Source organism: Streptomyces carminius (genome assembly GCF_002794255.1).
Taxonomy (GTDB): domain Bacteria; phylum Actinomycetota; class Actinomycetes; order Streptomycetales; family Streptomycetaceae; genus Streptomyces; species Streptomyces carminius.
In genome coordinates, this window is record NZ_PGGW01000019.1 from 129,049 (window position 1) to 154,205 (window position 25,157).

18 protein-coding genes are annotated in these 25,157 nt (G+C 73.8%); 6 read left to right on the forward strand and 12 right to left on the reverse strand.

Annotated elements, in window-relative coordinates; translation table 11 throughout:
* Window positions 1-112 precede the first annotated feature (112 nt).
* The 6 genes from whiA to CUT44_RS06970 all read right to left on the reverse strand — a co-directional run bounded on the left by whiA (window position 113) and on the right by CUT44_RS06970 (window position 6,808).
* Window positions 113-1,090, reverse strand: a complete 978-nt coding sequence (whiA, locus tag CUT44_RS06945) for a DNA-binding protein WhiA (protein ID WP_100201279.1) — start codon at window positions 1,088-1,090, stop codon at window positions 113-115.
* Window positions 1,081-2,100 carry a gluconeogenesis factor YvcK family protein gene (locus tag CUT44_RS06950; RefSeq protein WP_100201280.1) on the reverse strand — a complete coding sequence of 340 codons (1,020 nt, stop codon included), beginning with the start codon at window positions 2,098-2,100 and terminating at the stop codon, window positions 1,081-1,083. Before CUT44_RS06950 ends, whiA begins: the two co-directional genes overlap by 10 nt.
* Window positions 2,097-3,083, reverse strand: a complete 987-nt coding sequence (gene rapZ / locus CUT44_RS06955; protein ID WP_100201281.1) for an RNase adapter RapZ — start codon at window positions 3,081-3,083, stop codon at window positions 2,097-2,099. The genes CUT44_RS06950 and rapZ overlap by 4 nt, the downstream gene beginning before the upstream one ends.
* A gap of 72 nt (window positions 3,084-3,155) precedes the next feature.
* Window positions 3,156-5,243 (reverse strand): excinuclease ABC subunit UvrC, encoded by a 2,088-nt coding sequence (gene uvrC, locus CUT44_RS06960; RefSeq protein ID WP_100201282.1) that lies wholly within the window; start codon window positions 5,241-5,243, stop codon window positions 3,156-3,158.
* A 98-nt stretch (window positions 5,244-5,341) separates the two neighbouring features.
* Window positions 5,342-6,001, reverse strand: coding sequence for an MBL fold metallo-hydrolase (locus CUT44_RS06965; RefSeq protein ID WP_100201283.1), 660 nt, complete (start codon window positions 5,999-6,001; stop codon window positions 5,342-5,344).
* 66 nt (window positions 6,002-6,067) lie between these two features.
* The gene (locus CUT44_RS06970) at window positions 6,068-6,808 is read right to left on the reverse strand and encodes a maleylpyruvate isomerase family mycothiol-dependent enzyme (RefSeq protein ID WP_100201284.1); all 741 of its coding nucleotides are present in this window, start codon (window positions 6,806-6,808) and stop codon (window positions 6,068-6,070) included.
* Between the two features lie 173 nt (window positions 6,809-6,981).
* On the opposite strand from CUT44_RS06970, the gene uvrA reads away from it, so the two are divergent.
* From uvrA to CUT44_RS06985, 3 genes are all read left to right on the forward strand, one after another.
* Window positions 6,982-9,828 carry an excinuclease ABC subunit UvrA gene (gene uvrA, locus CUT44_RS06975; protein WP_100201285.1) on the forward strand — a complete coding sequence of 949 codons (2,847 nt, stop codon included), beginning with the start codon at window positions 6,982-6,984 and terminating at the stop codon, window positions 9,826-9,828.
* Between the two features lie 74 nt (window positions 9,829-9,902).
* Window positions 9,903-10,328 carry a Rieske (2Fe-2S) protein gene (locus tag CUT44_RS06980; protein ID WP_100201286.1) on the forward strand — a complete coding sequence of 142 codons (426 nt, stop codon included), beginning with the start codon at window positions 9,903-9,905 and terminating at the stop codon, window positions 10,326-10,328.
* Window positions 10,329-10,598: 270 nt separating this feature from the next.
* Window positions 10,599-14,012, forward strand: a complete 3,414-nt coding sequence (locus CUT44_RS06985; protein ID WP_100201287.1) for a phosphodiester glycosidase family protein — start codon at window positions 10,599-10,601, stop codon at window positions 14,010-14,012.
* Between the two features lie 112 nt (window positions 14,013-14,124).
* Here CUT44_RS06985 and CUT44_RS06990 read toward each other — a convergent pair whose 3' ends face one another.
* The 4 genes from CUT44_RS06990 to uvrB all read right to left on the reverse strand — a co-directional run bounded on the left by CUT44_RS06990 (window position 14,125) and on the right by uvrB (window position 20,395).
* Window positions 14,125-15,126 (reverse strand): TerC family protein, encoded by a 1,002-nt coding sequence (locus tag CUT44_RS06990; RefSeq protein ID WP_100201288.1) that lies wholly within the window; start codon window positions 15,124-15,126, stop codon window positions 14,125-14,127.
* 272 nt (window positions 15,127-15,398) lie between these two features.
* Complete coding sequence (locus CUT44_RS06995; protein ID WP_100201289.1) at window positions 15,399-17,357, reverse strand: TerD family protein; 1,959 nt, start codon at window positions 17,355-17,357, stop codon at window positions 15,399-15,401.
* Between the two features lie 191 nt (window positions 17,358-17,548).
* A complete protein-coding gene (locus CUT44_RS07000) occupies window positions 17,549-18,127 on the reverse strand; it encodes a TerD family protein (protein WP_100201290.1) in 579 nt (192 codons plus the stop codon).
* A gap of 132 nt (window positions 18,128-18,259) precedes the next feature.
* Window positions 18,260-20,395, reverse strand: coding sequence for an excinuclease ABC subunit UvrB (gene uvrB, locus CUT44_RS07005; RefSeq protein WP_100201291.1), 2,136 nt, complete (start codon window positions 20,393-20,395; stop codon window positions 18,260-18,262).
* A gap of 223 nt (window positions 20,396-20,618) precedes the next feature.
* On the opposite strand from uvrB, the gene CUT44_RS07010 reads away from it, so the two are divergent.
* From CUT44_RS07010 to CUT44_RS07020, 3 genes are all read left to right on the forward strand, one after another.
* A complete protein-coding gene (locus tag CUT44_RS07010) occupies window positions 20,619-21,617 on the forward strand; it encodes a glycerophosphodiester phosphodiesterase (RefSeq protein WP_100201292.1) in 999 nt (332 codons plus the stop codon).
* Between the two features lie 65 nt (window positions 21,618-21,682).
* Window positions 21,683-22,282, forward strand: coding sequence for a methylated-DNA--[protein]-cysteine S-methyltransferase (locus CUT44_RS07015; protein WP_100201293.1), 600 nt, complete (start codon window positions 21,683-21,685; stop codon window positions 22,280-22,282).
* 198 nt (window positions 22,283-22,480) lie between these two features.
* On the forward strand, window positions 22,481-23,740 hold the full coding sequence (locus tag CUT44_RS07020) for an MFS transporter (protein WP_233221291.1): 1,260 nt from the start codon (window positions 22,481-22,483) through the stop codon (window positions 23,738-23,740).
* A gap of 160 nt (window positions 23,741-23,900) precedes the next feature.
* Here CUT44_RS07020 and CUT44_RS07025 read toward each other — a convergent pair whose 3' ends face one another.
* Together CUT44_RS07025 and CUT44_RS07030 are read right to left on the reverse strand one after the other, a co-directional pair.
* Window positions 23,901-24,638 carry a PIG-L deacetylase family protein gene (locus tag CUT44_RS07025; RefSeq protein WP_100201294.1) on the reverse strand — a complete coding sequence of 246 codons (738 nt, stop codon included), beginning with the start codon at window positions 24,636-24,638 and terminating at the stop codon, window positions 23,901-23,903.
* A gap of 68 nt (window positions 24,639-24,706) precedes the next feature.
* Window positions 24,707-25,138, reverse strand: a complete 432-nt coding sequence (locus CUT44_RS07030) for a type II toxin-antitoxin system PemK/MazF family toxin (RefSeq protein WP_100201295.1) — start codon at window positions 25,136-25,138, stop codon at window positions 24,707-24,709.
* Window positions 25,139-25,157: the final 19 nt, after the last annotated feature.

Consider the following 25,157-nt stretch of genomic DNA (forward strand, 5'->3'; position numbering starts at 1 on the left):
CCCGACCACTGCCGACCCTACCGCGCCGGGCGTCCCGGGGTGACATCGGCCACCGCCGGGCGCGCTGCGGGCCTCGGGCCGCGGCCGGCCCGGGACGCGCCGGACCGGCGGATCAGCCGACCATCTCCTCGGTCAGGGTGGACTCGGTGCCGGGGATCCCCAGATCGGCGGCGCGCTTGTCGGCCATGGCCAGCAGCCGGCGGATACGGCCCGCGACCGCGTCCTTGGTCAGCGGCGGGTCGGCGAGCGCGCCCAGCTCCTCCAGGGATGCCTGCTTGTGCTCCATCCGCAGCCGTCCGGCGGCGGCCAGGTGCTCGGGGACGTCGTCGCCGAGGATCTCCAGCGCGCGCTGCACCCGGGCCCCCGCGGCCACCGCGGCGCGGGCCGAGCGGCGCAGGTTGGCGTCGTCGAAGTTGGCCAGCCGGTTGGCCGTGGCCCGCACCTCGCGGCGCATCCGCCGCTCCTCCCAGGCCAGCACCGACTCGTGGGCGCCCAGCCGGGTGAGCAGCGCGCCGATGGCGTCGCCGTCACGGACGACGACCCGGTCCACGCCCCGCACCTCACGGGACTTGGCGGCGATCTGGAGCCGCCGGGCGGCACCGACCAGCGCGAGGGCGGCCTCGGGACCGGGGCAGGTGATCTCCAGGGAGGAGGAGCGGCCGGGCTCGGTGAGCGAGCCGTGGGCGAGGAAGGCCCCGCGCCAGGCCGCCTCGGCGTCGCAGGTGGCGCCGGAGACCACCTGCGGCGGCAGCCCCCGCACCGGGCGGCCGCGGCCGTCGACCAGCCCGGTCTGCCGGGCGAGCTGGTCACCGCCCGCCACCACCCGTACGACGAAGCGGCTGCCCCTGCGCAGCCCGCCCGGCGCCATCACCACCAGGTCGGAGGCGTGTCCGAAGATCTCCAGGATGTCCTTGCGGAGTCTGCGGGCGGCGATGCCGGTGTCCAGCTCCGCCTCGATCACGATCCGGCCGCTCACCAGGTGCAGGCCGCCCGCGAACCGCAGGATCGACGAGACCTCCGCCTTCCGGCAGCAGGTCCTGGTGACGGGGAGCCGGGAGATCTCGTCCTTCACCGCTGCCGTCATCGCCATGGGCCGATCCTTCCATGCATTCGAAAAATCCGGTCGTACGCGGCCGCCAGAAGCTCCGGATCATGCCGGGGCACACTGTCCGCACAGGCCACCGGCGCCAGCTCGACCGAGCCGCCGAGCCGCCGGGCGGCGGCACGGAGGCCCTCCTCGTCGGGCACCGCGGCCCGGTCGGCCAGCACCACGTCGAAGGCGAGTTTAGGGGCGTGTCGGGCCAAAACCTCCAAATGACGCTGCGGGGAGAAGCCCTCGGTCTCGCCCGGCTGCGGCACCAGGTTGAGCGACAGCACCCGGCGCGCCCTGGTCTCGGTGAGCGCCTGGAGCAGCTCGGGCACCAGCAGGTGCGGAATCACCGAGGAGAACCAGGAGCCGGGGCCGAGCACCACCCAGTCCGCGTCGAGAACCGCCTCGACGGCCTCCGGGACGGCCGGCGGGTCGTGCGGCACCAGGTGCACCTGCTGCACCTCGCCGGGGGTGAGGGCGACGGTGGCCTGGCCGCGGACGGTGGTGACCTCGTCGGGCAGGGCCGGATCGTGGCCGCGCACCAGGGCCCGCAGCTCCAGCGGTACGGCGGACATCGGCAGCACCCGGCCGTGCGCGCCCAGCAGCCTCCCCACCAGGTCCAGCGCCGCCACGTGGTCGCCGAGCTGCTCCCACAGGGCGACGATGAGCAGGTTCCCCACGGCGTGCTCGTGCAGTTCGCCCCGGCTGACGAAACGGTGCTGGATCACCCGGGCCCAGGTCTGGCCCCACTCGTCGTCGCCGCACAGCGCGGCCAGGGCCTTGCGGAGGTCCCCGGGCGGCAGGACGCCCAGCTCGTCGCGGAGCCGCCCGCTGGAGCCCCCGTCGTCGGCGACGGTGACCACGGCGGTCAGGTCCCGGGTGATGCGGCGCAGCGCGGCGAGCGAGGCGGACAGCCCCCGGCCGCCGCCCAGCGCCACCACCTTCGGTGTCCCGCCCCGGCTCGTGCGCGCGGTGACCAGGCGTTTCAGTCTCCGGGTGCGGATGTTCACTCGCGTCCCATGTCCCGGTGGACGACGACCGTCTCCACGCCCTCGGCGGCCAGCCGGCGGGCCAGTTTCTCGGACATCGCGACGCTGCGGTGCTTGCCGCCGGTGCAGCCCACCGCGACGGTCACGTAGCGCTTGCCCTCGCGGCGGTAGCCGGTGGTGATGAGCTGGAGCAGTTCCGCGTAGCGGTCCAGGAACTCCTTGGCGCCGGGCTGGTCGAAGACGTACCGCGCGACCTCCTCGTTGAGACCGGTGTACGGCCGCAGCCCGGGCACCCAGTGCGGGTTGGGCAGGAAGCGGCAGTCGACCACGAGGTCGGCGTCGACGGGGAGGCCGTACTTGTAGCCGAAGGACATCACCGTCGCCCGCAGTTCGGGCTCCTCCTCGCCCGCGAACTGGGCGTCGAGCTTGGCGCGCAGTTCGTGGACGTTGAGACCGGAGGTGTCGATGACCAGGTCGGCGTCGCCGCGCAGTTCCCGCAGCAGGTCGCGCTCGGCGGCGATGCCGTCGACGATCCGCCCGTCGCCCTGGAGCGGGTGGGGGCGGCGCACCGACTCGAAGCGGCGCACCAGTGCGTCGTCGGAGGCCTCCAGGAAGACGACCCGCCGGGTGACGTTCCTGGCGTCGAGGTCGGCCAGGGACTCGCGCAGGTTGTCGAAGAAGCGCCGCCCCCGGACGTCGACCACGGCGGCGATCTTCGCGACGTTGCCCTGCGAGCGGGCGCCCAGGTCGACCATGGTCGGGATCAGGGCGGGCGGCAGGTTGTCCACCACGAACCAGCCGAGGTCCTCCAGGCACTTGGCGGCGGTGCTGCGGCCCGCCCCGGACATGCCGGAGATGATCACCAGTTCGGGGATGGCGGCGCTCTTGGCGTTCTCGGCGCTCATGGGGTTCTCGGCGTCGGCCGCGCCCTCGGCGCCCCCGGTGTCCGCCGCCTTGCTCTTGTCCGTGGCCACCTGCGCTCCGTGTTCCGTGTGCTCGCTCATCGGTGTCTCCCCCCGCCGGCCGGCGCGCCGACGGGGCGGCCGGTGCTGTCGTTCGTACTCGTACGTGCGCGCCTACCCGTTCTCGGCGTGCTCGGCGCCCTCCAGGATCTCACCCGTGGCGGTGTTCACCGCCGGGGCGGGCGAGGGCGCCTGCGCCAGGGCCGCGGCGACGGCCTCGGCGGTCTTCTGCCCGACGCCCGGCACCTCGCGGATCTGCTCGACGGTGGCGGCGCGCAGCCGTTTCACCGAGCCGAAGTGCTTGATCAGCGCCTGTCTGCGGGACTCCCCCAGGCCGGGGACGGCGTCGAGGGGGCCCGCCCGCAGCGCCCGCGACCGCTTGCCGCGCTGGTACCGGATGGCGAAGCGGTGCGCCTCGTCGCGGACCCGCTGGAGCAGGTAGAGCCCCTCGCTGGTGCGGGGCAGGACCACCGGGTCGCTCTCGCCGGGCAGCCACACCTCCTCCAGGCGCTTGGCCAGCCCGCACACGGCGACGTCGTCGATCCCGAGCTCGTCCAGGGCCCGGCGGGCGGCGGCCACCTGCGGCTGCCCGCCGTCCACCACGACCAGCTGCGGCGGATAGGCGAACCTGGGCGGCCGTCCCGTACCGGGCCCGGTCTCCTGCTGTCCGGTCACCTCCGGACCGCTCACCTCCGCACCGGTCACGTCCGCACCGGGCGCGGCCCGCTCGGCCGGGGCGGGGCCGGCCTCGTCCCGGCCACCGGGGGCCTCCGAGGCGCCGGTGCCCCACTCCCCGGTGCGCTGCCGCTCCTGGAGATAGCGGCGGAAGCGCCGGAAGACCACCTCGTGCATCGCGCGCACGTCGTCCTGGCCGGCGAAGCCCCTGATCTGGAAGCGGCGGTACTCGCTCTTGCGGGCCAGGCCGTCCTCGAAGACCACCATCGAGGCGACCACGTCCTCACCCTGGAGATGGGAGACGTCGAAGCACTCGATGCGCAGCGGCGCCGAGTCCAGCCCCAGCGCCCCGGCGATCTCCTCCAGGGCGCGGGAGCGGGTGGTCAGGTCGGAGGCTCGTTTGGTCTTGTGCAGGACGAGGGCCTGCTGCGCGTTGCGCTGCACCGTCTCCAGCAGGGCCCGTTTGTCGCCGCGCCGCGGGACGCGCAGGTCCACGGTGGAGCCGCGCCGGTCCGCCAGCCACTGCGCGACCGGCTCCACCGGCTCCGGCAGGGCGGGGACCAGGACCTCCCTGGGCACGGCGTCGCCCCGCTCCTCGCCGTAGAGCTGCTGGAGGGCGTGCTCGACGAGTCCGGCGGCGGTGACCTCCTCCACCTTGTCGGTGACCCAGCCGCGCTGGCCGCGCACCCGGCCGCCGCGGACGTGGAAGATCTGCACGGCGGCCTCCAGTTCGTCCTCGGCGACCGCGATCAGATCGGCGTCGGTGGCGTCGGCGAGGACGACGGCGCTCTTCTCCATCGCGCGCCGCAGCGCCTCGATGTCGTCGCGCAGCCGGGCCGCCCGCTCGTACTCCGTCTCCTCGGCCGCCTCCCGCATCTCCCGCTCCAGGCGGCGCAGATGGGTCCCGGTGCGCCCGGCCATGAACTCGCAGAACTCCTCGGCGAGCAGCCGGTGGTCCTCGGCCGAGATCCGGCCGACGCAGGGGGCGGCGCACTTGCCGATGTAGCCGAGCAGGCAGGGGCGGCCGATCTGGGCGGAACGCTTGAAGACCCCGGCGGAGCAGGTCCGCACCGGGAAGACCCGCAGCAGCAGGTCCACGGTCTCGCGGATCGCCCAGGCGTGCGCGTACGGGCCGAAGTAGCGCACGCCCTTCTTCTTCGGGCCGCGCATCACCTGCACGCGCGGGAACTCCTCGTTCAGCGTCACCGCGAGGGAGGGGTAGCTCTTGTCGTCGCGGTACTTGACGTTGAACCGGGGGTCGTACTCCTTGATCCAGGAGTACTCCAGCTGGAGTGCCTCCACCTCGGTGGAGACCACCGTCCACTCCACGGAGGCGGCCGTGGTGACCATCGTGCGGGTGCGCGGGTGGAGGCCCGCCAGGTCCTGGAAGTAGTTGGCGAGCCGCTGGCGCAGGCTCTTCGCCTTCCCGACGTAGATCACCCGGCCGTGCTCGTCGCGGAACCGGTAGACCCCCGGTGAGTCGGGGATCTCGCCCGGCCTGGGACGGTAGCTGGAGGGGTCTGCCATGCTGCCACCCTACTGGCGGCGTACGACGGCGGGCGGCGGGGCGCAGCGGGACGGGCGGGATCCCCGCGCCGCCCCGCGGCGGAGCCGTACCGCCGCCGTCACCAGCCCCGTTCGCGCCACTCGGGCAGGTGCGGCCGCTCGGCGCCCAGGGTGGTGTCGGCGCCGTGGCCGGGGTAGACCCAGGTCTCGTCGGGGAGCTCGCCGAAGAGTTTGGTCTCCACGTCGTGCAGCAGGGCGGCGAAGGCCTCGGCGTCGCCGCGGGTGTTCCCGACGCCGCCCGGGAACAGGCAGTCGCCGGTGAACACGTGCGGATGGCCGTGCGGGTCGTCGTACACCAGGGCGACGGAGCCGGGGGTGTGGCCGCGCAGGTGCCGGGCGGTGAGGGCGACCCGGCCGACGGTGACGGTGTCGCCGTCGTCCAGGAGCACGTCGGTGGGGACGGGGATGCCCTCGGCGTCGTGGCGCCCGGCGTGGGTGCGGGCGCCGGTGGCCCGGACGACGGCGTCGAGCGCCTGCCAGTGGTCGCCGTGCCGGTGGGTGGTGACGACGCCGGCGGCGAGGCCGTCCCCGCCGACGAGGTTCAGCAGGGTGTCGGGCTCGTCGGCGGCGTCGATCAGGAGCTGCTCGCCGGTGGCGCGGCAGCGCAGCAGGTAGGCGTTGTTCTCCAGGGGGCCGACCGCGGCCTTGGAGATCATCAGGTCGGTCAGCTCGTGGACGTCCGCCGGGCCGCCGGCCACGACCTTTCCTGTGTACGGCATGAGGCTGCGGAACTCCTTCCGGGACGGGGTGGCACGCGGTCGGTGACCGGTCCCGCGGTCAGTCTCTCAGAGCGGCGGCAGGGCGGGCAGGACACCGCCGGAGACGGTGAGTCCGCCACCCGTGGTGCGTCCGGTGAGCCAGCCCATCAGCTCGGTGGGCGGTCCCGTGACGACGACCGGCTCCGTCCCGGCCGCGGCCGCGCGTCCGGTGCGCCGGACCCGGCCGTCCCCGGTCCGCAGCTCCAGGGGCGCCACACCGGGGTGCCCCGCGAAGCGCCGGACCATGTTCTCCAGTTCGCGCTCGGTGAAGTCGGCGGGCAGATCGTGCAGGGTGTAGCCGATACCGAGGTCGACATGGTGCAGTTCGACCTCGATCCGCCGGCGGAAGGGAAGCGAGGAGGCCAGGTCGGTGACGCCGTTGCGCAGCGCCACGGTGGCCCCCCACCGCTCACCGGCGAGGGAGTCCATCGCCCGCCCGAGACGCGCGTCGGCGTCCCGCAGGTCCGCCAGCTGCGCCGCGAGGGGGCGGGGTGCGTCCCGCTCGATGTCGGCCTCGCGCGCCTCGGCGCTGGGGTACATCGGGCGCCCGGCGAGCACCCCGGCCAGGGCGTCGGCGTTGCGGGCCAGGTGCGCCAGGACATGGCCGCGGGTCCAGCCGGGCAGCAGCGAGGGCTCGGCGACGGATGCGTCGTCCAGCCCCGCCACGGCGGCCAGGAGACGTTCGGTGGACTCGCGCAGGGCGGCGAGGTCCGCCGCGGGGACGGTCGAGTCGGCGGGGCCGGCGGGGCCGGCGGCTGGTGACGTCATGATCCAAAGCTAGCTCCGTCACTCCTCCGGGTGAAGGTGGCGGGAGATGGCCGTAAATCGAAAGCGCGTGCTATAAGCTCGCGGTGCGCAAGCGATGCGACACCGCGGCGGCGCTCCCTCTACCCTGGGCGGGGGCTCCGTCCCCTCCTCCCGCACGAAAGGTGCACACCGGCGTGGCCGACCGTCTCATCGTCCGTGGGGCTCGCGAGCACAACCTGAAGAACGTCTCGCTCGACCTCCCCCGTGACTCCCTCATCGTCTTCACCGGGTTGTCCGGATCGGGCAAGTCCTCGCTCGCCTTCGACACCATCTTCGCCGAGGGCCAGCGCCGCTACGTGGAGTCGCTGTCCTCCTACGCCCGGCAGTTCCTGGGGCAGATGGACAAGCCGGACGTGGATTTCATCGAGGGCCTGTCCCCGGCGGTCTCCATCGACCAGAAGTCCACCTCGCGCAACCCCCGCTCGACGGTCGGCACCATCACCGAGGTCTACGACTACCTCAGGCTGCTGTTCGCCCGCATCGGCAAGCCGCACTGCCCCGAGTGCGGCCGCCCGATCGCCCGGCAGTCCCCGCAGGCCGTCGTCGACAAGGTGCTCTCCCTCGGGGAGGGCAGCCGTTTCCAGGTGCTCTCCCCGCTGGTGCGCGAGCGCAAGGGCGAGTTCGCCGACCTCTTCGCCGAGCTGCAGGCCAAGGGGTACAGCCGGGCCCGGGTGGACGGGGCCACGGTCCAGCTGTCCGACCCGCCGAAGCTGAAGAAGCAGGAGAAGCACACGATCGAGGTGGTCGTCGACCGCCTGACGGTGAAGGAGAGCGCCAAGCGGCGGCTGACCGACTCCGTGGAGACCGCCCTCGGACTGTCGGGCGGCATGGTGATCCTCGACTTCGTCGACCTGCCCGAGGACGACCCGCAGCGCGAGCGGATGTACTCCGAGCACCTGTACTGCCCGTACAACGACCTGTCGTTCGAGGAGCTGGAGCCCCGTTCGTTCTCCTTCAACTCGCCCTTCGGCGCCTGTCCGGAGTGCACCGGCATCGGCACCCGGATGGAGGTCGACCCGGAGCTGATCGTCCCCGACCCGGACAAGTCACTGGACGAGGGCGCGATCCACCCCTGGTCGCACGGGCACACCAAGGAGTACTTCGGACGGCTGGTCTCGGCGCTGGCCGACGCGCTCGGTTTCCGTACCGACATCCCCTTCGGCGGGCTGCCGGCCCGGGCGAGGAAGGCCCTGCTGAACGGCCACCGGACCCAGATCGCGGTCCGCTACCGCAACCGCTACGGGCGGGAGCGCTCGTACACCACGGCCTTCGAGGGCGCGGTGCCCTATGTGCGGCGGCGGCACTCGGAGGCGGAGACGGACTCCAGCCGGGAGCGGTTCGAGGGCTACATGCGCGAGGTGCCCTGTCCGGCCTGCGAGGGCACGCGGCTGAAGCCGGTGGTCCTGGCCGTGACGGTGCAGGGGAGGTCGATCGCGGAGATCTCCGCGATGTCGATCAGCGAGTGCGCCGACTTCCTGCGCGTCATGGAGCTGACCGACCGGGAGAAGACCATCGCCGAGCGGGTCCTCAAGGAGGTCAACGAGCGGCTGCGGTTCCTGGTGGACGTCGGTCTGGACTACCTCTCCCTCAACCGCGCCGCCGGGACGCTCTCGGGCGGCGAGGCGCAGCGCATCCGGCTGGCGACCCAGATCGGCTCCGGCCTGGTGGGCGTGCTCTACGTGCTGGACGAGCCGTCCATCGGGCTGCACCAGCGCGACAACCACCGGCTGATCGAGACCCTGGTGCGGCTGCGCGACCTGGGCAACACCCTGATCGTCGTGGAGCACGACGAGGACACCATCCGCACCTCCGACTGGGTGGTGGACATCGGCCCGGGCGCGGGCGAGCACGGCGGCAAGGTGGTGCACAGCGGTCCACTGAAGGAGCTGCTCGCCAACGACGCCTCGCTGACCGGGCAGTACCTGGCGGGGCGGAAGGCGATCCCCACCCCCGCGAAGCGGCGCCCGGTGGACCGCAAGCGGGTGCTGACCGTGCGCGGAGCGCGGGAGAACAACCTGCGGAACGTCGACGTGTCCTTCCCGCTGGGGGTGCTCACCGCCGTCACGGGTGTCTCCGGCTCGGGCAAGTCCACCCTGGTCAACGACATCCTCTACACCCATCTGGCACGCGAGCTGAACGGCGCCAGGGCGGTACCGGGCCGGCATGTGCGGGTCGAGGGCGACGACCTGGTGGACAAGGTCGTCCATGTCGACCAGTCCCCCATCGGCCGCACCCCCCGCTCCAACCCGGCCACCTACACGGGTGTCTTCGACCATGTGCGCAAGCTGTTCGCGGAGACCACCGAGGCGAAGGTGCGCGGTTACCTGCCGGGGCGGTTCTCCTTCAACGTCAAGGGCGGCCGCTGCGAGAACTGCTCCGGCGACGGCACCATCAAGATCGAGATGAACTTCCTGCCGGACGTGTACGTGCCGTGCGAGGTCTGCCACGGCGCGCGCTACAACCGGGAGACCCTGGAGGTGCACTACAAGGGCAGGTCCATCGCCGAGGTGCTGGACATGCCGATCGAGGAGGCGCTGGAGTTCTTCGAGGCGGTCCCGGCCATCGCCCGCCATCTGCGCACCCTCAACGACGTCGGGCTCGGTTACGTCCGGCTCGGCCAGTCCGCGCCCACCCTCTCCGGTGGCGAGGCACAGCGGGTGAAGCTCGCCTCGGAACTGCAGCGGCGCTCCACCGGGCGCACGGTCTACGTGCTGGACGAACCCACCACCGGCCTGCACTTCGAGGACATCCGCAAGCTGATCGGGGTGCTGTCCGGGCTGGTGGACAAGGGCAACACCGTCATCGTCATCGAGCACAACCTCGATGTGATCAAGACGGCCGACTGGATAGTCGACATGGGCCCGGAGGGTGGCAGCGGCGGCGGCCTGGTCGTCGCCGAGGGCACCCCGGAGGAGGTCGCGGCGGCTCCCGAGAGCCACACCGGCAAGTTCCTCCAGAGCCTTCTGCCGCTGAAGCCGTGAACGGCCCGGAGGCACACCCCCGGAGGCAGGAGGGGCCGGAAGAGGCGGGGAGACCCGCAGAGCAGGGAACGAGCATGAACACTCGGCGCCCCGCCCGCCGCACCGTGCTGTGCGGCGCGGCACTGACCGGAGCCGCCGGCCTCGGTATGACCGGTCTGACCGCCTGTTCGGGTGATCAGAAGCCGCCCGCGACCCCGACCGCCCCCGTGGACCTGGGGGCGGCCGACGCCGTACCGGTCGGCGGCTCCCGGCTCTACCGCGAGAAGCGGCTGGTCGTCTCGCAGCCCGCCGAGGGCGAGTTCAGGGCGTTCGGCGCGGTGTGCACCCACGCGGGCTGTGTGCTGACCTCCGCGGAGGGACTGTCGGCCGACTGCGCCTGCCACGGCAGCCGCTTCGACACCACCACCGGCGAGGTGCTGGCGGGCCCGGCCGGCTCTCCGCTGCCGGAGGTGCCGGTCCGGACCGACGGCGGCCGGCTCGTCGCGGGCCCCGCGGCCTGAGGCCCGACGGGCTGAGGCCGCACCGGCCGGTCACCGGCTGAGTGCCGGCCGGTCCCACGGCCGGACGGGGCAACCGCGCGGTCTCCTCCGGGTTGTTCTCCCCCCTCCCGGGCACGCCCTCCGGCGCGGTCCGGACCGCCTTGGAAGCCTGGGGCGCCGAGTGCGCGGCAGAGCGCATTCCCGACGGCGTCTGTGGGTGGTCCCGTGTCACAAGCGGCCCAGGATGAAGGGGAAGGCAGACGGGCCGGAAGGTTCCGCGCGAGAACCGCGGTGCTCCTCGCGGTCCTGGCGGTCCTCGCCGTACTCGGACCGGTACCGGTACCGGTACAGCAGGCCTTCGCGGTTCCGGGCAGCCGGGCGCCCACCCTCCCGGCGGCCGACCCGGCCGGCCCTCACACCGGCGGCCCGGACACCGCGGACGACGGCATTGAGCTGTCCCGCACCACCCGGCCCGTCGCGCCCGGCACCACCCTGACCTCGTTCGAGCGGCTGGAACCGGGCGGGTGGCTGCGCGCCGACGCACTCAGCGTCGACCTCGGTGGCGGCGCCGCGGTGGAACGTCTCTCCTCCGGCCGGGTCTCCGGCCGGGTGGCCGGCCACGCGACCGTCTCGGAGCTGGCCGCCGCGCACGACCCCGGCCCCGGCAGGCGTACCGTCGCCGCCTTCAACGCCGACTTCTTCGATCTGGGCACCGGCGCACCGCTGGGTCCCGGCGTCGACGGTGGCGAGCTCGTCCACTCCCCGGCGTCCGGCACCGGGGAGGCGGTCGGCTTCGGCCCGGACGGCGCGGGCCGCGTCCTCGGTCTGCACTTCGAGGGCACTCTCACCCTGCCCGGCGGGCCCGAGCCGCTGGCCGCCCTCAACGCCGCCGCCGTCCCCACCGGCGGGATCGGCGTCTACGACGCGCGCTGGGGCACGGCCGACCGGGCCCTGGCCGTGGCGGACGCCGACGGCACCACCGAGGTCACCGTCACCGACGGCCGGGTCACCGCCGTGTCCGCCGCGCCCGGCCGGGGCGCGGTCCCGGCGGGCACCACCGTGCTGCTCGGCCGGGAGACGGGCGCGAAGGCGCTGGCCGCCCTCTCTCCGGGGGACCCGGTGAGCTGGGAGTACGGGCTGCGCACCGACGACGGTTCGGCGGTGCCGCGCACCGCGGTGGGCGGCCGGGGGGTGCTGGTGAAGGACGGCGAGCCGCAGAACTGGGAGGGCAGACCCAACAACGCCGCCGCGCCCCGCACCGCCGTCGGCTTCTCCCGGGACGGCTCCACCATGCACGTGCTGACCGTGGACGGCCGCCAGGCCGCCTCCGGGGGCGCCACCCTCACCGAACTGGCCGTGCTGATGGCCGGGCTCGGCGCGTACAACGCGCTCAACCTCGACGGCGGCGGCTCCTCGACGCTGCTCGCCCGCGCTCCCGGCTCGGACACCCCGCGGCTGGAGAACAGCCCCTCCGACGGGCGGCAGCGCGGTGTGGCCAACGCGCTGGCCGTCACCGTTCCCGGCGGCAGCGGGCAGCCGACGGGCTTCCGGGTGGAGACGGCCGCGGATCCGGCCGCCGCTCCCTCGGCGGACAACGTGCCCGGCGGGCACCCGGACCGGGTCCTGTCCGGTCTGACCCGCCGGCTGACCGCCACCGGACACGACGAGACCCACGGCCCGGCGGACGGCACCGCCCGGTGGCGGAGCACCGACCCGCACGTCGGCGAGGTGGACGGCGACGGCGTCTTCCGCGCCCGCGCGCCCGGCCGCACCGAGGCCGTCGCGCGCAACGGGGCGGCCCGCGGCTCGATCGGGCTGACCGTGCTGGGCGAACCGGCGAGGATCGCCCCGACCCGGGAGCGGGTGGGGATCGCCGCGCCGGGTGGCGAGGGCTCCTTCGGCCTCGTGGGTTTCGACGCCGAGGGCCACAGCGCCCCGGTCGAACCGTCCGACGCCCGGCTGGCGTACGACGAGTCCCTGTTCCGCGTCACCCCCGACCCGGCGCGCGGCACCTTCACCGTCACCGCCCTCCCCGCCGCCGGCTCCGTCGCCGGGCTGGTCAGGGCGAGTGTGGCGGGCCGGACGGCGGTACTGGCCGTCACCGTCGGCCTGCGCCGGGAGACGGTCGCGGACTTCGCCGATGCCGGGCAGTGGTCCTTCAGCGCCGCCCGGGCCTCCGGCTCACTGGCCCCCGACCCGGGGCGGGACGGCACCGGGCTGCGGCTGGCGTACGACTTCACCGGTTCCACCGCCACCCGCGCCGCCTACGCCGCTCCCCCCGCGCCCGTCCCCGTGCCGGGCCAGCCGCAGAGCTTCACGCTCTGGCTGCGGGGCGACGGGGGCGGCGCCTGGCCCTCGCTCCGGCTCGCGGACGCCGCCGGCACTCCCCAGGTGCTGCGCGGCCCGTACCTCACCTGGACCGGCTGGCGGCGCGTCACCTTCGAGGTGCCCGAGGGCACCGCGTATCCGCTCACCGTGGAACGGTTCTACCTGGCCGAGACCCGGCCCGGGGCGCGGTACCGCGGCGAGGTGGTGCTGGACGGGCTGACCGCCCATGTCCCGCCGGACGCCGAGCTGCCCGCCACCGCTCCCCACCGGGACCCGCTGGTCTCGACGGCCGCCGAGACCGCCGGACGCGACTGGCGGTTCGCGGTGGTCTCCGACGCCCAGTTCGTCGCCCGCGACCCGGAGGGGGAACTGGTGCGCCGGGCCCGCCGCACCCTGCGGGAGGTCAGGGCGGCCCGGCCCGACTTCGTGGTGGTGAACGGCGACTGGGTGGACGAGGGCTCCCCGGCGGATCTCGCCCTCGCCCGGCGGACGCTCCAGGAGGAGCTCGGCGCCGGGACCCCCTGGTACTACGTGCCCGGCAACCACGAGGTGATGGGCGGCTCCGTCGACGGCTTCCGCGCCGAGTTCGGCGACACCCACCGCGTCCTCGACCACCGGGGCACCCGCCTGGTCACCCTGGACACCTCCTCCCTGACCCTGCGCGGCGGCGGCTGGGAGCAGTTGCGGCGGCTGCGGGAGGCGCTGGACGACGCGGCCCGCGACGCGGCGACCGGCTCGGTCGTCGTCCTGGCACATGTGCCGCCGCGCGATCCGACCCCGCAGCGGGCGAGCCGGCTCACCGACCGGCTGGAGGCGGACCTGCTGGAGGACTGGCTGGCCGACTTCCGCCGCCGCACCGGCAAGGGCGCCGCGTTCATCGGGGCGCACGCCGGGGTCTTCCACGCCTCACGGGTGGACGGTGTGCCGTACCTGGTCAACGGCAACGCGGGCAAGGCACCGGCCGCGCCACCGGGCGAGGGCGGCTTCACCGGCTGGTCGCTGGTGGGGGTGGACCGGGACATCCGGGGTGCGGAGGCGGACTGGATCTCGGTCCAGACCCACCCCCATGTGGACGGCCTCTCGCTGGACGCCCCCGAGACGGTGCCGACGGGCGGCGCACCCGGGCGGGTCTCGGCCTCGGTGGCCCAGGAGGACCGGACGGTGCCGGTGGACTGGCCGGTCAGCGCCGACTGGTCCGGCTCGCCCGGGCTGTGCGTCGCGCCCGTCCCAGCGGCGGAGCGCGAGGACTGCACCGCGCTGCTGGATCCGGCGGCGGGCACCCTGACGGGGCGGCGGGAGGGCACGGTGACCCTGGCGGTGGCCGTGAGCGGCGAGCGGCGGGAGAAGCGGATCACGGTGGTGCCCGGCGGACGGTGACACGGCGGCGCACGGCAGGCCCGGTGGAGCCGGTACGGCAGAGACGGCGGGGAGACGGCGAGGAGGCGGCGGGGCCGGGTGCCCCGCCGCCTCCCGTGCGGTGTCCGTGCGGTCAGTCGCGGGGGGCGGTGGAGGACTCCCCGCCGGACTGCTGCTTCTCCCACTCCAGCTTGCGGGAGGCCCGAAGGCTCGTGATCGTCGTGATGACCAGAACACCGCAGATCACGCCCAGCGAGACCGGGATGGAGATCTCCGGAACGTGGACGCCCTGCTCGTGGAGGGCGTGCAGCACGAGCTTGACACCGATGAAGCCCAGGATGATCGACAGCCCGTAGGAGAGGTGGACCAGCTTCTTCAGCAGCCCGCCGATGAGGAAGTAGAGCTGGCGCAGTCCCATCAGGGCGAAGGCGTTGGCGGTGAAGACGATGTACGGGTCCTGAGTCAGACCGAAGATCGCGGGGATGGAGTCCAGGGCGAACAGCAGGTCGGTGCTGCCGATGGCCAGCATGACGATCAGCATCGGCGTGATCAGCCGTTTGCCGTTCTCGACGACGAACAGCTTGGTGCCGTGGTACTGCGAGGTGGAGGGAAAGCGCCGCTCGACCGCCTTCAGCAGGGGGTTCTCCTCGTACGCCTCCTCCTCGTGCCCGGCGGCCTCGGCGCGGGCCTCACGGACCAGCTTCCAGGCGGTCCAGATCAGGAAGCCGCCGAAGATGAAGAACACCCAGGAGAAGGCGGAGATCAGCGCGGCGCCGACCGCGATGAAGATCGCGCGCATCACCAGGGCGAGGATCACGCCGATCATCAGCACCCGCTGCTGGTAGATCGTGGGCACCGCGAACTTCGCCATGATGAGCACGAAGACGAAGAGGTTGTCGACGCTGAGGGACTTCTCGGTGATGTAGCCGGCGGCGAACTCACCGGCCGGTTCACCGCCCCCGGCGGCGTAGAGCCCGACGCAGAACAGGATGGCCAGCACAATCCAGACGATCGTCCAGGTACCGGCCTCCTTGAGGGAGACCTCGTGCGGTTTGCGCCCGATGAAGAAGTCGACGGCGATCAGGGCGCTCAGACCGATGATGGTCAGCACCCAGGTGGTCGTGGAGACATCCATGCGGCAATAATCCTCCGGCTTCGGCTGGCCGGAGGTCTCTTCCACCCGGGCCTGTCGGCCTGCGGGCCGGCGCCCCGGGACCGGTTACACCCGGTCCGTACTGACGGAACGCCGCATTGGTGGGAGTACTCCCCTCCGCTCACGCAAGGGTAGAGGAACACCAAGGGAAGGTAAAGTCCCGATTCCGGCCCCTCGGCCTCCGCGGGCTTCCCGTGCCGACCACGTCCGGCCGCCGTTCGACCGTCACCCGGCCACCTGCACGGCACGGCACGTCAGCGGCCGTACCGCAGCCGCGCCTCGGCCAGCTTCCCCAGCGCCCGGGACAGGACCGGGCTGCCCGGCGGGACCAGGAGCGGCTCGTACGTCCAGGTGTGGCCCACCCAGGGATCGGCGAGGTGGTCGTCGGGCACCGGGGTGATCCGCAGCAGCGAGCGCCACAGCGGATCGAGCACCGGACCGTAGCCCCGGGCGTCCTCCCGGTCGGCGACCATCATCAGATGGACCCCGACCGGAGGGCCCTCGTCCGCCAGATAGCGGAGCTGGGTGACGGCACGGTCGTCGAAGCCGTGCGGGAAGTCGTGGACGATCAGCAGCTGCCCGGCGGTGTCCACGTCCGGCGGGAGGGAGTCGGCGGCCCGGGTGCGTATCGCCAGCTGCACCAGATCGACGCGCCGGGTCAGCCGCGCGAGCACCGAGGCGACGCCTCCGGACCCCGTGGCGGGCGGTTCGCGCAGCGCGCCGGAGCCCACCAGCGGCTCCAGGGTGGCCGCGGCGGCGCCCGCCGGGTCGAGCACCTGGACGGTGAAGTCGCCGACCGGGTGGACGGCCAGCAGCCGGCCCGCGAGGGCGGTGGCCAGTTCGCCCGCCAGCCGGCGCATCTCATGGGGGTCGACCGTGAGGGACGCGGCCGAGTGGGTGCGCCCGGCGTCGATCCACAGCCCGCGCTCCAGCGGCAGCCGCACCAGCAGGGGAACGCGCAGGTCACCGTGCTCGGGGAGGCCGAGGTCGCCCAGGCGCAGCGCCATCGGGGTCTCCATCGGCACCTGGTAGGCGTGCCAGCCGGGGCTGTCCCAGCGGGCGAAGGCGGGCGGCAGGGCGGGCTCGACGACCTCGGACTCGGCCGTGAGCTGGGCCAGGTCACGGTCCAGGGCGTCCCGGGCCAGGCCGGTGAGCTCGTCGCGCCGGGCCTGCGCCCGCGCGCGGGCCTCGTCGGCGGCCGTGCCCATCCGGGAGCGCGGGTCGGACAGCACCTTGTCGATTTCCTGCTCCATGCGGGAGTCGGCGAAGTCGACCGCGCTGCGGTAGGCCGCGGTGGTGCGGGCCAGGTCCTCGAACATGCCCCAGACCTGGTTGTAGAGGCGCTCCTCCATGCTCCAGCCCGCGGCGTCGCCGGCGACGGGCCGTGCGGGCTGCTCCGGCCGGGGCCGTGCGGGGACCGCCGGTCCCGTCCCGGTCCCGGCGGAGGGTGGCGCGGCCGCCGTACGGCCGGGGTGGCGGTAGTTCACCGGGCCCGTGCCCGTGCCCGCGGACCGCGGGGCGGGTGTCCCGCCGGGGCCGGGCCGCGTGGCCGGTGCCGTGCCCGGGCCGCCGACCGGGACGGTGCGGCCCGCCCGGTCCCCGCCGCCGCGGGACGGCTCCGGACCCGAAGCCGCTGCCGGAGCCGGTGCCACGGAGCGGGCCAGGCCCGAGACGACGGCCTCGTTGACGGCGGCGGCCAGTTCGCGGGCCCGGGGCAGCCCCTGGTCCGCCAGCATGGCGGCGAGCCCGCCCGCGTATCCCTGGCCGACCGCGCGGACCTTCCAGGCGTCCTGTCTTCGGTAGAGCTCCACCGCGACGACGGCGGACTCGGCGTCGAGGCCGGTGACGGTGTAACCGGCGAGCCGGGTGCCGTCCAGGGCGGTGACGGCGACGAAGGGCGCGGCCAGCGAGCCGAAGGACAGCGGTCCGCCGATCCCGGTGGGCAGGGCGAGCAGCACGTTGACCCGGTGTACGGCCTCCGGGAGCGCGCCGAGGTCCACCGCGAGGCGGTGGTCGGCCGCGGCCTGCCGGGAGACCTCCAGGCCGGGCAGGCGGGGGGAGCCGGGGTGGGCGATCCAGTCCGGCTCGCGCAGCCGTCCGTCCGCGTCGTTGAGTGTCACCCCGGCCACGACCGGTTTCCCGGCGGACACCCGGATCTCCAGCCGGGTCTCGGACAGTGGGTGGTTCTGCCCGCGGACCAGCTCGGCCGTCATCGCCGTCTCCCCCTCCTGGTTGTTCCGCTGTCGCTCCGTGGCGCGCCGCCTCGCCCCGCCCTGCCCGCATCGCCGCGGCTGCTCGGGGCTCCCCCCGGCCCCGCCCCGCGCGGCGCGGCGACGGGCCCGGCGGACGGCGCCGCCGGGCCCGGTGCGGTACGCGGCCCGCCCCGGGCCGCCGACCGTACCGCCTACAGGTGCGGCAGCATCGACGGCATCAGGTCCTGGAAGGTGCGGCCGTTGGCCTCGGCGCCGATGGCGGTCATCTGCCAGCCGGCGCCCTGGCGGTGCACCTTGGCCATGATCTGCGCGGTGTACTGGCCCCCGCCGGTCAGGGTGTAGCGCGCCAGCTCCTGGCCGTTGGTCTCGTCCACCAGCCGGCAGAAGGCGTTCTGCACCTCGGCGAAGGTCTGCCCGGTGAAGGAGTTCACGGTGAAGACGATCTGGTCGATGTGGACCGGCACCCGCTGGAGATCCACCAGGATCGCCTCGTCGTCGCCGCCCTGCCCGACACCGCCGACCAGGTTGTCGCCGGTGTGCCGCACCGAGCCGTCATCGCTCACCAGGTGCCGGAAGAACACCACGTCCTTCGGCTCCTGGCCGGCGAAGAGCACGGCCGAGGCGTCGAGGTCGATCTCCTGGGTGCGCCTGCCGAACAGCCCCCGGCGGGGAGCCGCCTGCCAACCGAGTCCCATCCGCACCGCGGTCAGGGTGCCCCCGTCGGACTTCTGCAGGCTGATCGCCTGTCCCTTGGACAAGTTGACCGTCACGTGCGTTCCCCTTTTGCGTTGCAGCCAGTGTGACCAACCGCCGTCACCGACGGCTGCCACGAACCCTATGCACTGCGGCTGACGGGCCGGGCAGGGTGTTCCGGGTTTGTGTCGCTCTTGCAACACTTCCCGTCAGCGCAGGCCCGCCTCCTTCATCTGCCGCAGTTCCTTCTTCAGTTCACCCACCTCGTCCCGCAGCCGGGCGGCCACCTCGAACTTCAGCTCGGCCGCCGCGGCCCGCATCCGCCCGGTCATCTCCTCGATCAGCGCGGCCAGTTCGGTGGCCGGCCGGTCGGTGGGCCGCTTGGCTCCCCCGCCGCCCGGGCCCTCGCCGTCCCCTCTCGCCTCGCGGCCCAGCGCCGGCACCGGCGCCCTGCGCTCCCGGCCCGCGCCCGGCTGGCGGTAGCCGCTGTCCAGCAGCTCGTGGGTGTCGATCTCCTCGCGCGCGATCGTCGCCACGATGTCGTTGATTTTCTTGCGCAGGGGCTGGGGGTCGATGCCGTGCGCCTCGTTGTAGGCGATCTGCCTGGCCCGGCGCCGGTTGGTCTCGTCGATGGCCTTCGCCATCGACGGGGTCACCCTGTCGGCGTACATGTGCACCTGGCCGGAGACGTTGCGCGCCGCGCGGCCGATGGTCTGGATCAGGGAGGTCCCCGAGCGCAGGAAGCCCTCCTTGTCCGCGTCGAGGATGGCCACCAGGGAGACCTCGGGCAGGTCCAGTCCCTCGCGCAGCAGGTTGATGCCGACCAGGACGTCGTACTCGCCGGACCGCAGCTCGCGCAGCAGCTCGATCCGGCGCAGGGTGTCCACGTCGCTGTGCAGGTAGCGGACCCGGATGTCCAGCTCCTCGAAGTACCCGGTCAGGTCCTCGGCCATCTTCTTGGTCAGCGTGGTGACCAGGACGCGCTCGTCCTTCTCGGCGCGGGTGCGGATCTCGTGCACCAGATCGTCGATCTGCCCCTCGGTGGGCTTGACGACGACCTCCGGGTCGACCAGCCCGGTGGGGCGGATGATCTGCTCCACCACTCCGTCGGAGCGGGACAGCTCGTACGGTCCGGGGGTGGCCGACAGATAGACCGTCTGCCCGATGCGCCCCAGGAACTCCTCCCACTTCAGCGGCCGGTTGTCCATCGCGGACGGCAGCCGGAAGCCGTGGTCGACCAGGGTGCGCTTGCGGGAGGCGTCACCCTCGTACATGGCGCCGATCTGCGGGACGGTGACATGTGACTCGTCGATGACCAGCAGGAAGTCGTCGGGGAAGTAGTCGAGCAGGGTGTGCGGAGGGGAGCCCTTCTCGCGGCCGTCGATGTGCAGCGAGTAGTTCTCGATGCCGGAGCAGGTGCCGATCTGCCGCATCATCTCGATGTCGTAGGTGGTCCGCATGCGCAGCCGCTGGGCCTCCAGCAGCTTGCCCTGCTTCTCCATCCGCGCCAGGCTCTCGGCCAGCTCGGCCTCGATCCCGGCGATGGCCCGCTCCATGCGCTCGGGGCCCGCCACGTAGTGGGAGGCGGGGAAGACGTACAGCGCCTCGTCCTCGGAGACGACCTCGCCGGTGATCGGGTGGAGCGTGGAGAGGGCCTCGACCTCGTCGCCGAACATCTCGATGCGGACGGCCAGCTCCTCGTAGACCGGAAAGATCTCGATCGTGTCGCCGCGCACCCGGAAGGTGCCCCGGGTGAACGCCAGGTCGTTGCGGGTGTACTGGATGTCGACGAAGCGGCGCAGCAGCGCGTCCCGGTCGATCTCCTGGCCGACCTTCAGCGGCACCATCCGGTCCACGTACTCCTGCGGGGTGCCCAGGCCGTAGATACAGGAGACGGAGGCGACCACCACGACGTCGCGCCGGGTGAGCAGCGAGTTGGTCGCACTGTGCCGCAGCCGCTCGACCTCCTCGTTGATGGAGGAGTCCTTCTCGATGTAGGTGTCGGTCTGCGGGACGTATGCCTCGGGCTGGTAGTAGTCGTAGTACGACACGAAGTACTCGACGGCGTTGTTCGGCAGCAGCTCACGGAACTCGTTGGCGAGCTGGGCGGCGAGCGTCTTGTTCGGCGCCATTACCAGGGTCGGCCGCTGGAGCCGCTCGATCATCCACGCGGTCGTCGCCGACTTGCCGGTGCCGGTCGCGCCGAGCAGGACGACGTCCTTCTCGCCCGCCCCGACGCGCTTGGCCAGCTCGTCGATGGCCGCCGGCTGGTCGCCGCTGGGGCGGTAGGGGCTGACGACCTCGAAGGGTGCCGTCTTGCGTTCGATATGGGTCACGGGCCGCATGTGACCACCGTACGGCTCCGTACTGACATCCGGGACCGGGTCGGACGGCCGGCGCCGACGGGGACTTCCGTACGGCGTTCAGGTTCTGTACGCCTCCCGCCCACGTATCCGTTCCCCGATGCCGGAATGTTCCTGGAGCCGGCGCACCGAGGCCGCCGGACGGCGCCGGAAGACACCGGAGGCCGGAAGAACCCGGAAACACCGAAGCCGCTGAGGAGCCCCCGTGCCCGTACGCCCCGCCGCCCTCGCCCCGCTCGCCGGTCTGTGCCTGCTCGCCCTCACCGCCGTCCCCGCCCATGCCGTCCCCGTCCGGGTGTCCCCCGCGGTGGACACCGCGGGCGCCGTAACCGCCGCCGGCCGGACGGCCCCCGTGCCGGTCGCGCACCGCGGCGCCTCCGCGTACGCCCCCGAGAACACCCTCGCCGCCGTCGACGCCGCCCGCGAGCTGGGTGTCGAGTGGGTGGAGAACGACGTACAGCGCACCAGGGACGGCGAACTGGTGGTACTGCACGACGACGGGCTGGCCCGGACCACCGACGTCGAGGAGGTCTTCCCGGACCGTGCTCCCTGGAAGGTCGCGGACTTCACCGCCGCCGAGATCGCCCGGCTGGACGCCGGGAGCTGGTTCGCCCCGCAGTACGCGGGCGAGCCGGTGCCCACCCTGCGGCAGTTCCTGCGGCGGGTGGAGGACAACGGCCAGCGCCTGCTGCTGGAGATCAAGAAGCCCGAGCTGTACCCCGGCATCGAGGCGGACGTCCTGCGGCAGCTCCGGGAGGAGGGCTGGCTGGACCGGCGGCACGTGCGGAACCGGCTGATCATCCAGAGCTTCGGCGCCGGCTCGGTGCGCGCCGTCCACGAACAGGCCCCGGCCGTGAGGACCGGCTTCCTGGGCACTCCGGCCGCCGCCGACCTGCCGGACTACGCGCGGTTCGCCGACCAGATCAATCCGCCCCACACCACCCTGTCCGCGGAGTACGTGCGGCGGGTCCACGCGCTGAAGGGGCCGCACGGCAAGCCGCTGGAGGTCTTCACCTGGACGGTGAACGACGCGGAGACGGCCCGGCGGGTCGCCGCCGCGGGCGTGGACGGGATCATCTCCAACAAGCCGGACGTCGTCCGGGACGCCACCGCGGCCCCGGGCGCGGACGCCTCCCCCGACAGCGCCGTGGACACCACTCTGGCCGGCCTCCGGGACCTCGTCCGCGGTCTCCTGGGCGGCTGAGCGCGGAGCCTCCGGACGGCGGGAACGGCAGGAGCGCTGTCGGTGCCGGCCCGTAGGCTCGTGCCATGACCGAGAAGGCGGCGGAGGCCCGTGCCACGACCGGGACGGCGACGGGGAACGGCCCTCCGGTCTGGACCCTGCACGGCACCCCGGTCGGCCCACTGCTGCTCGCGGCCACCGGCCGGGGGCTGGTGACCGTCGTCTTCCACGCCGACGGGCGGACGGCGGGCCGTGCCCTGGCACGGCTCGCCGCGCGGCTGGGCGCCGAACCGGTGCGCGCCGGCGCCGGTGCCGGCCGGGGCGGCGCGGTGCTGGCCGGGGCGGTCCGGGAACTGGACGCGTACTTCGACGGCGGGCTCCGGGAGTTCTCCGTCCCCCTGGACTGGTCGCTGACGTCCGGCTTCAACGAGCGGGTGCTGCGGGAGCTGGCCTCCTCCGTGCCGTACGGCGGCACCGTCGGCTACCGGACGCTGGCCTGCCGGGTCGGCGAACCGGGCGCGGCGCGCGCGGTGGGGGTGGCCATGGGCTCGAACCCGCTGCCGGTGGTGGTGCCGTGTCACCGCGTGGTGGAGAGCGGCGGCGGGATCGGCGGCTTCGGCGGCGGGCTGGAGACCAAGCGTGCGCTGCTGGCTCTGGAGGGCGTCCTTCCCGCACCGCTGTTCTGAGCGCCTCTCCCGGACGCCCCCGGGCCTCTCCGCCCGGGGGCGGAAACCGCTGTCACCTCCCGCCCCTCCCCTGGCAGACTGCCCACCGTGACCGACATCCCCCAAACCACCGACGCTGCTGACGGCGCCGGAGGCGTTCCCACCGCCTCCCCCGCCGCGTACGAGGGCGCTGCCGAGGGCACCGCCAAGGGCGCCCCGGTGCCGTCCGGGGGCGAGCTGGCCGCGCTGCGCCGCCGTACCTCCGCCGTGCTCGCCGCGAGTCAGGTCCTGGGCGGTCTGGGCGTGGCCACCGGCATCGCCCTGGCCGCCGTGCTGGCCGAGGAGGTCAGCGGTTCGGAGGGGCTGGCCGGGCTGGCCATGACCTCGTCGGTCCTCGGCACGGCCGTGCTGTCCCTGCCGCTGGCCGCCCTGATGGCCGCACGCGGCCGCCGCGCGGGGCTGACGCTGGCCTACCTGGTCGGCGCGGCGGGCGGCGGGGTGGTGGTCCTCGCCGCCGTGCTCGGCAGTTTTCCGCTGCTGCTGGCGGGCATGGCCGCCTTCGGCGCGGGCTCCTGCGCCAACCTCCAGGCCCGCTTCGCCGCCGCCGACCTCGCCGAGCCCGACCACCGCGGCCGGGCCATCGCCATGGTGGTGTGGGCCACCACCATCGGCGCGGTCCTCGGCCCGAACATAGCCGCCCCGGCCGGGCGCAGCGTGGCGGGGCTGGGCGTCCCGCAGGCCGCGGGCCCCTTCCTGTGGGGAGCGGGAGTCTTCCTGCTGGCCGCCGCGCTGGTGTTCGTCATGCTGCGGCCGGATCCCCTGCTCACCTCCCGGGTCCTGGCCGCCGCCGGTCCGGGCACCCCGGAACCGGTGCGGAGCCGGTCGCTGCGCGCCGGTCTGTCCGCCGTCACCACCTCGGCACCCGCCCGGCTGGCTCTGGTCACGATCGCGGGCGCGCACACCACCATGGTCTCGATCATGGTGATGACCCCGGTCGACCTGGACCACCACGGTGCGGGCATCGAGCTGATCGGTCTGGTGATCAGCGGCCATATCGCGGGCATGTACGCCTTCTCACCGCTGATGGGCAGGCTCTGCGACCGGCTGGGCCGGATTCCGGTCATCTCGGCCGCCGTCGCGCTGCTGGCGTGCGCGGCCCTGGTGGCCGGCACGGCGGACGGCGACCACACCCGCAGCGCGGTGGGCCTGTTCCTCCTGGGCCTGGGCTGGTCCGCCGGGCTGGTCGGCGGTTCCGCCCTGCTCACCGACTCGGTGCCGCAGGCCGCCCGCGCGGCCGTCCAGGGGCTCTCCGACCTGGCCATGAACGCCGCGGCGGGGGTGGGCGGCGCGCTCGCCGGCCTGGTCATGGCCCGGGCGGGCTACGGCTGGCTCAACGCACTGGCCGCCGCCGTCCTGCTGCCGGTCGCCGCACTCGTACTGTTCACCCGGTACCGCCGTCCGACGGCGGCCGGCCGGTGACGGCGGACCGGTGACGGCGCCGAAGCCGGCCACCCCCGTTCCCGCTCCGTGAACGTCTCCGGCCGTCCACCGGTCCTCGCGGCTCCCCGAGGGGCACCCGCCGCGGCCTGGACGGCCGTCCGCCCCGTTCCCCGTGAGGGACACGGCGGCGGCCGGCCCGTCACCCCCTCGGGTACACCTGGAAGGTCACGGCCCGCCGCCCGCCGGTGCGCCCGGCGGACGTCTCCAGCATCCCGGTGATGAACCCGCGGGCGTACTCGGCGGGCTCCTCGTCGCTGAGCGCCGTGAGGTACGCCCGGTGCTCGGCGAGCGAGGCGACGGCCCGCTCCACGTCTTCCTCCCCCACCTCCACGGCGTGCGTCGGCTCCGGCGAGCCGGCGACCGCCACCCAGCGCACCCCGTCCCAGGGTGTCAGCCCCTCGTCGGCCAGGTCCGTGAAGATCCAGCGGTTGCCCGCGTCCCCGGCCGCGTCCAGCACGGCACGTCCGACGGCCCGGTGATCGGGGGTGTTCCAGAAGCCCGGCCCCCAGGTCTCGTGCTGGTTGAGGGTGATCACCAGCTCGGGCCGGTGGCGGCGGATCGCGGCGGCCAGGTCCCGGCGGAGCGCGACACCCTCCTCGATCACCCCGTCCCGGTGGTCCAGGAACTCCACCGCCTCCACCCCCACCACGGCCGCGCTCGCCCGCTGCTCGGCCTCCCGCACCCGTGCCGCCTCGGCCGGGTCCATGGTGTCGATCCCGGCCTCGCCACGGGTCACCAGCAGATAGGCGATCTCCCGCCCGGCGGTGGTCCACCGGGCGATGGCGGCGGCCGCTCCGTACTCCAGATCGTCCGGGTGGGCGACGATCGCCAGGGCGCGCTGCCAGTCCTCGGGCATGGGGCTGAGCTGTCCGTCCATCGTTGGCCTCCTCGGCGGTACGCGGTGTGATCGGCTTGGTGCGGCGGTGCGGCGGTGCGGCGGTGCGCTCAGTGCCAGCCGTACCGCAGCTGGAGGCTGTGCACGACCCGGTTGAACCTGGCCCGGTCCAGCGCGCACGCCTCGCGCCGCATCCCCTCCGGGTGGATCCGCAGCACCCGGTCCAGGTCCACCCACGACTCCCGCCCGGAACGGTCCCAGGGGCCGGAACCGAGCGGCACCCAGGCCTGCCGCCCGTCCCGGGGTCTGCTGGAGAGCTGTACGGCCAGCAGGGTGCCGGCCGGCTCCCGCGCCACGACCAGGACGGGACGGTCCTTGCCCCGCCCGTCCAGCTCCTCGTAGGGGACCCAGGTCCACACGATCTCACCGGGATCCGGATCGCCGTCCGGGTCGGGCGCGTAGGCCGTCCGCACCGCTCCCACCTCGTCGGCGCGCACCTCGGCGGTCGTGGCGGGGCCCGTCGCCCGGGGTTGTGTCGTCATGGGGCCACGCTAGCGGCAG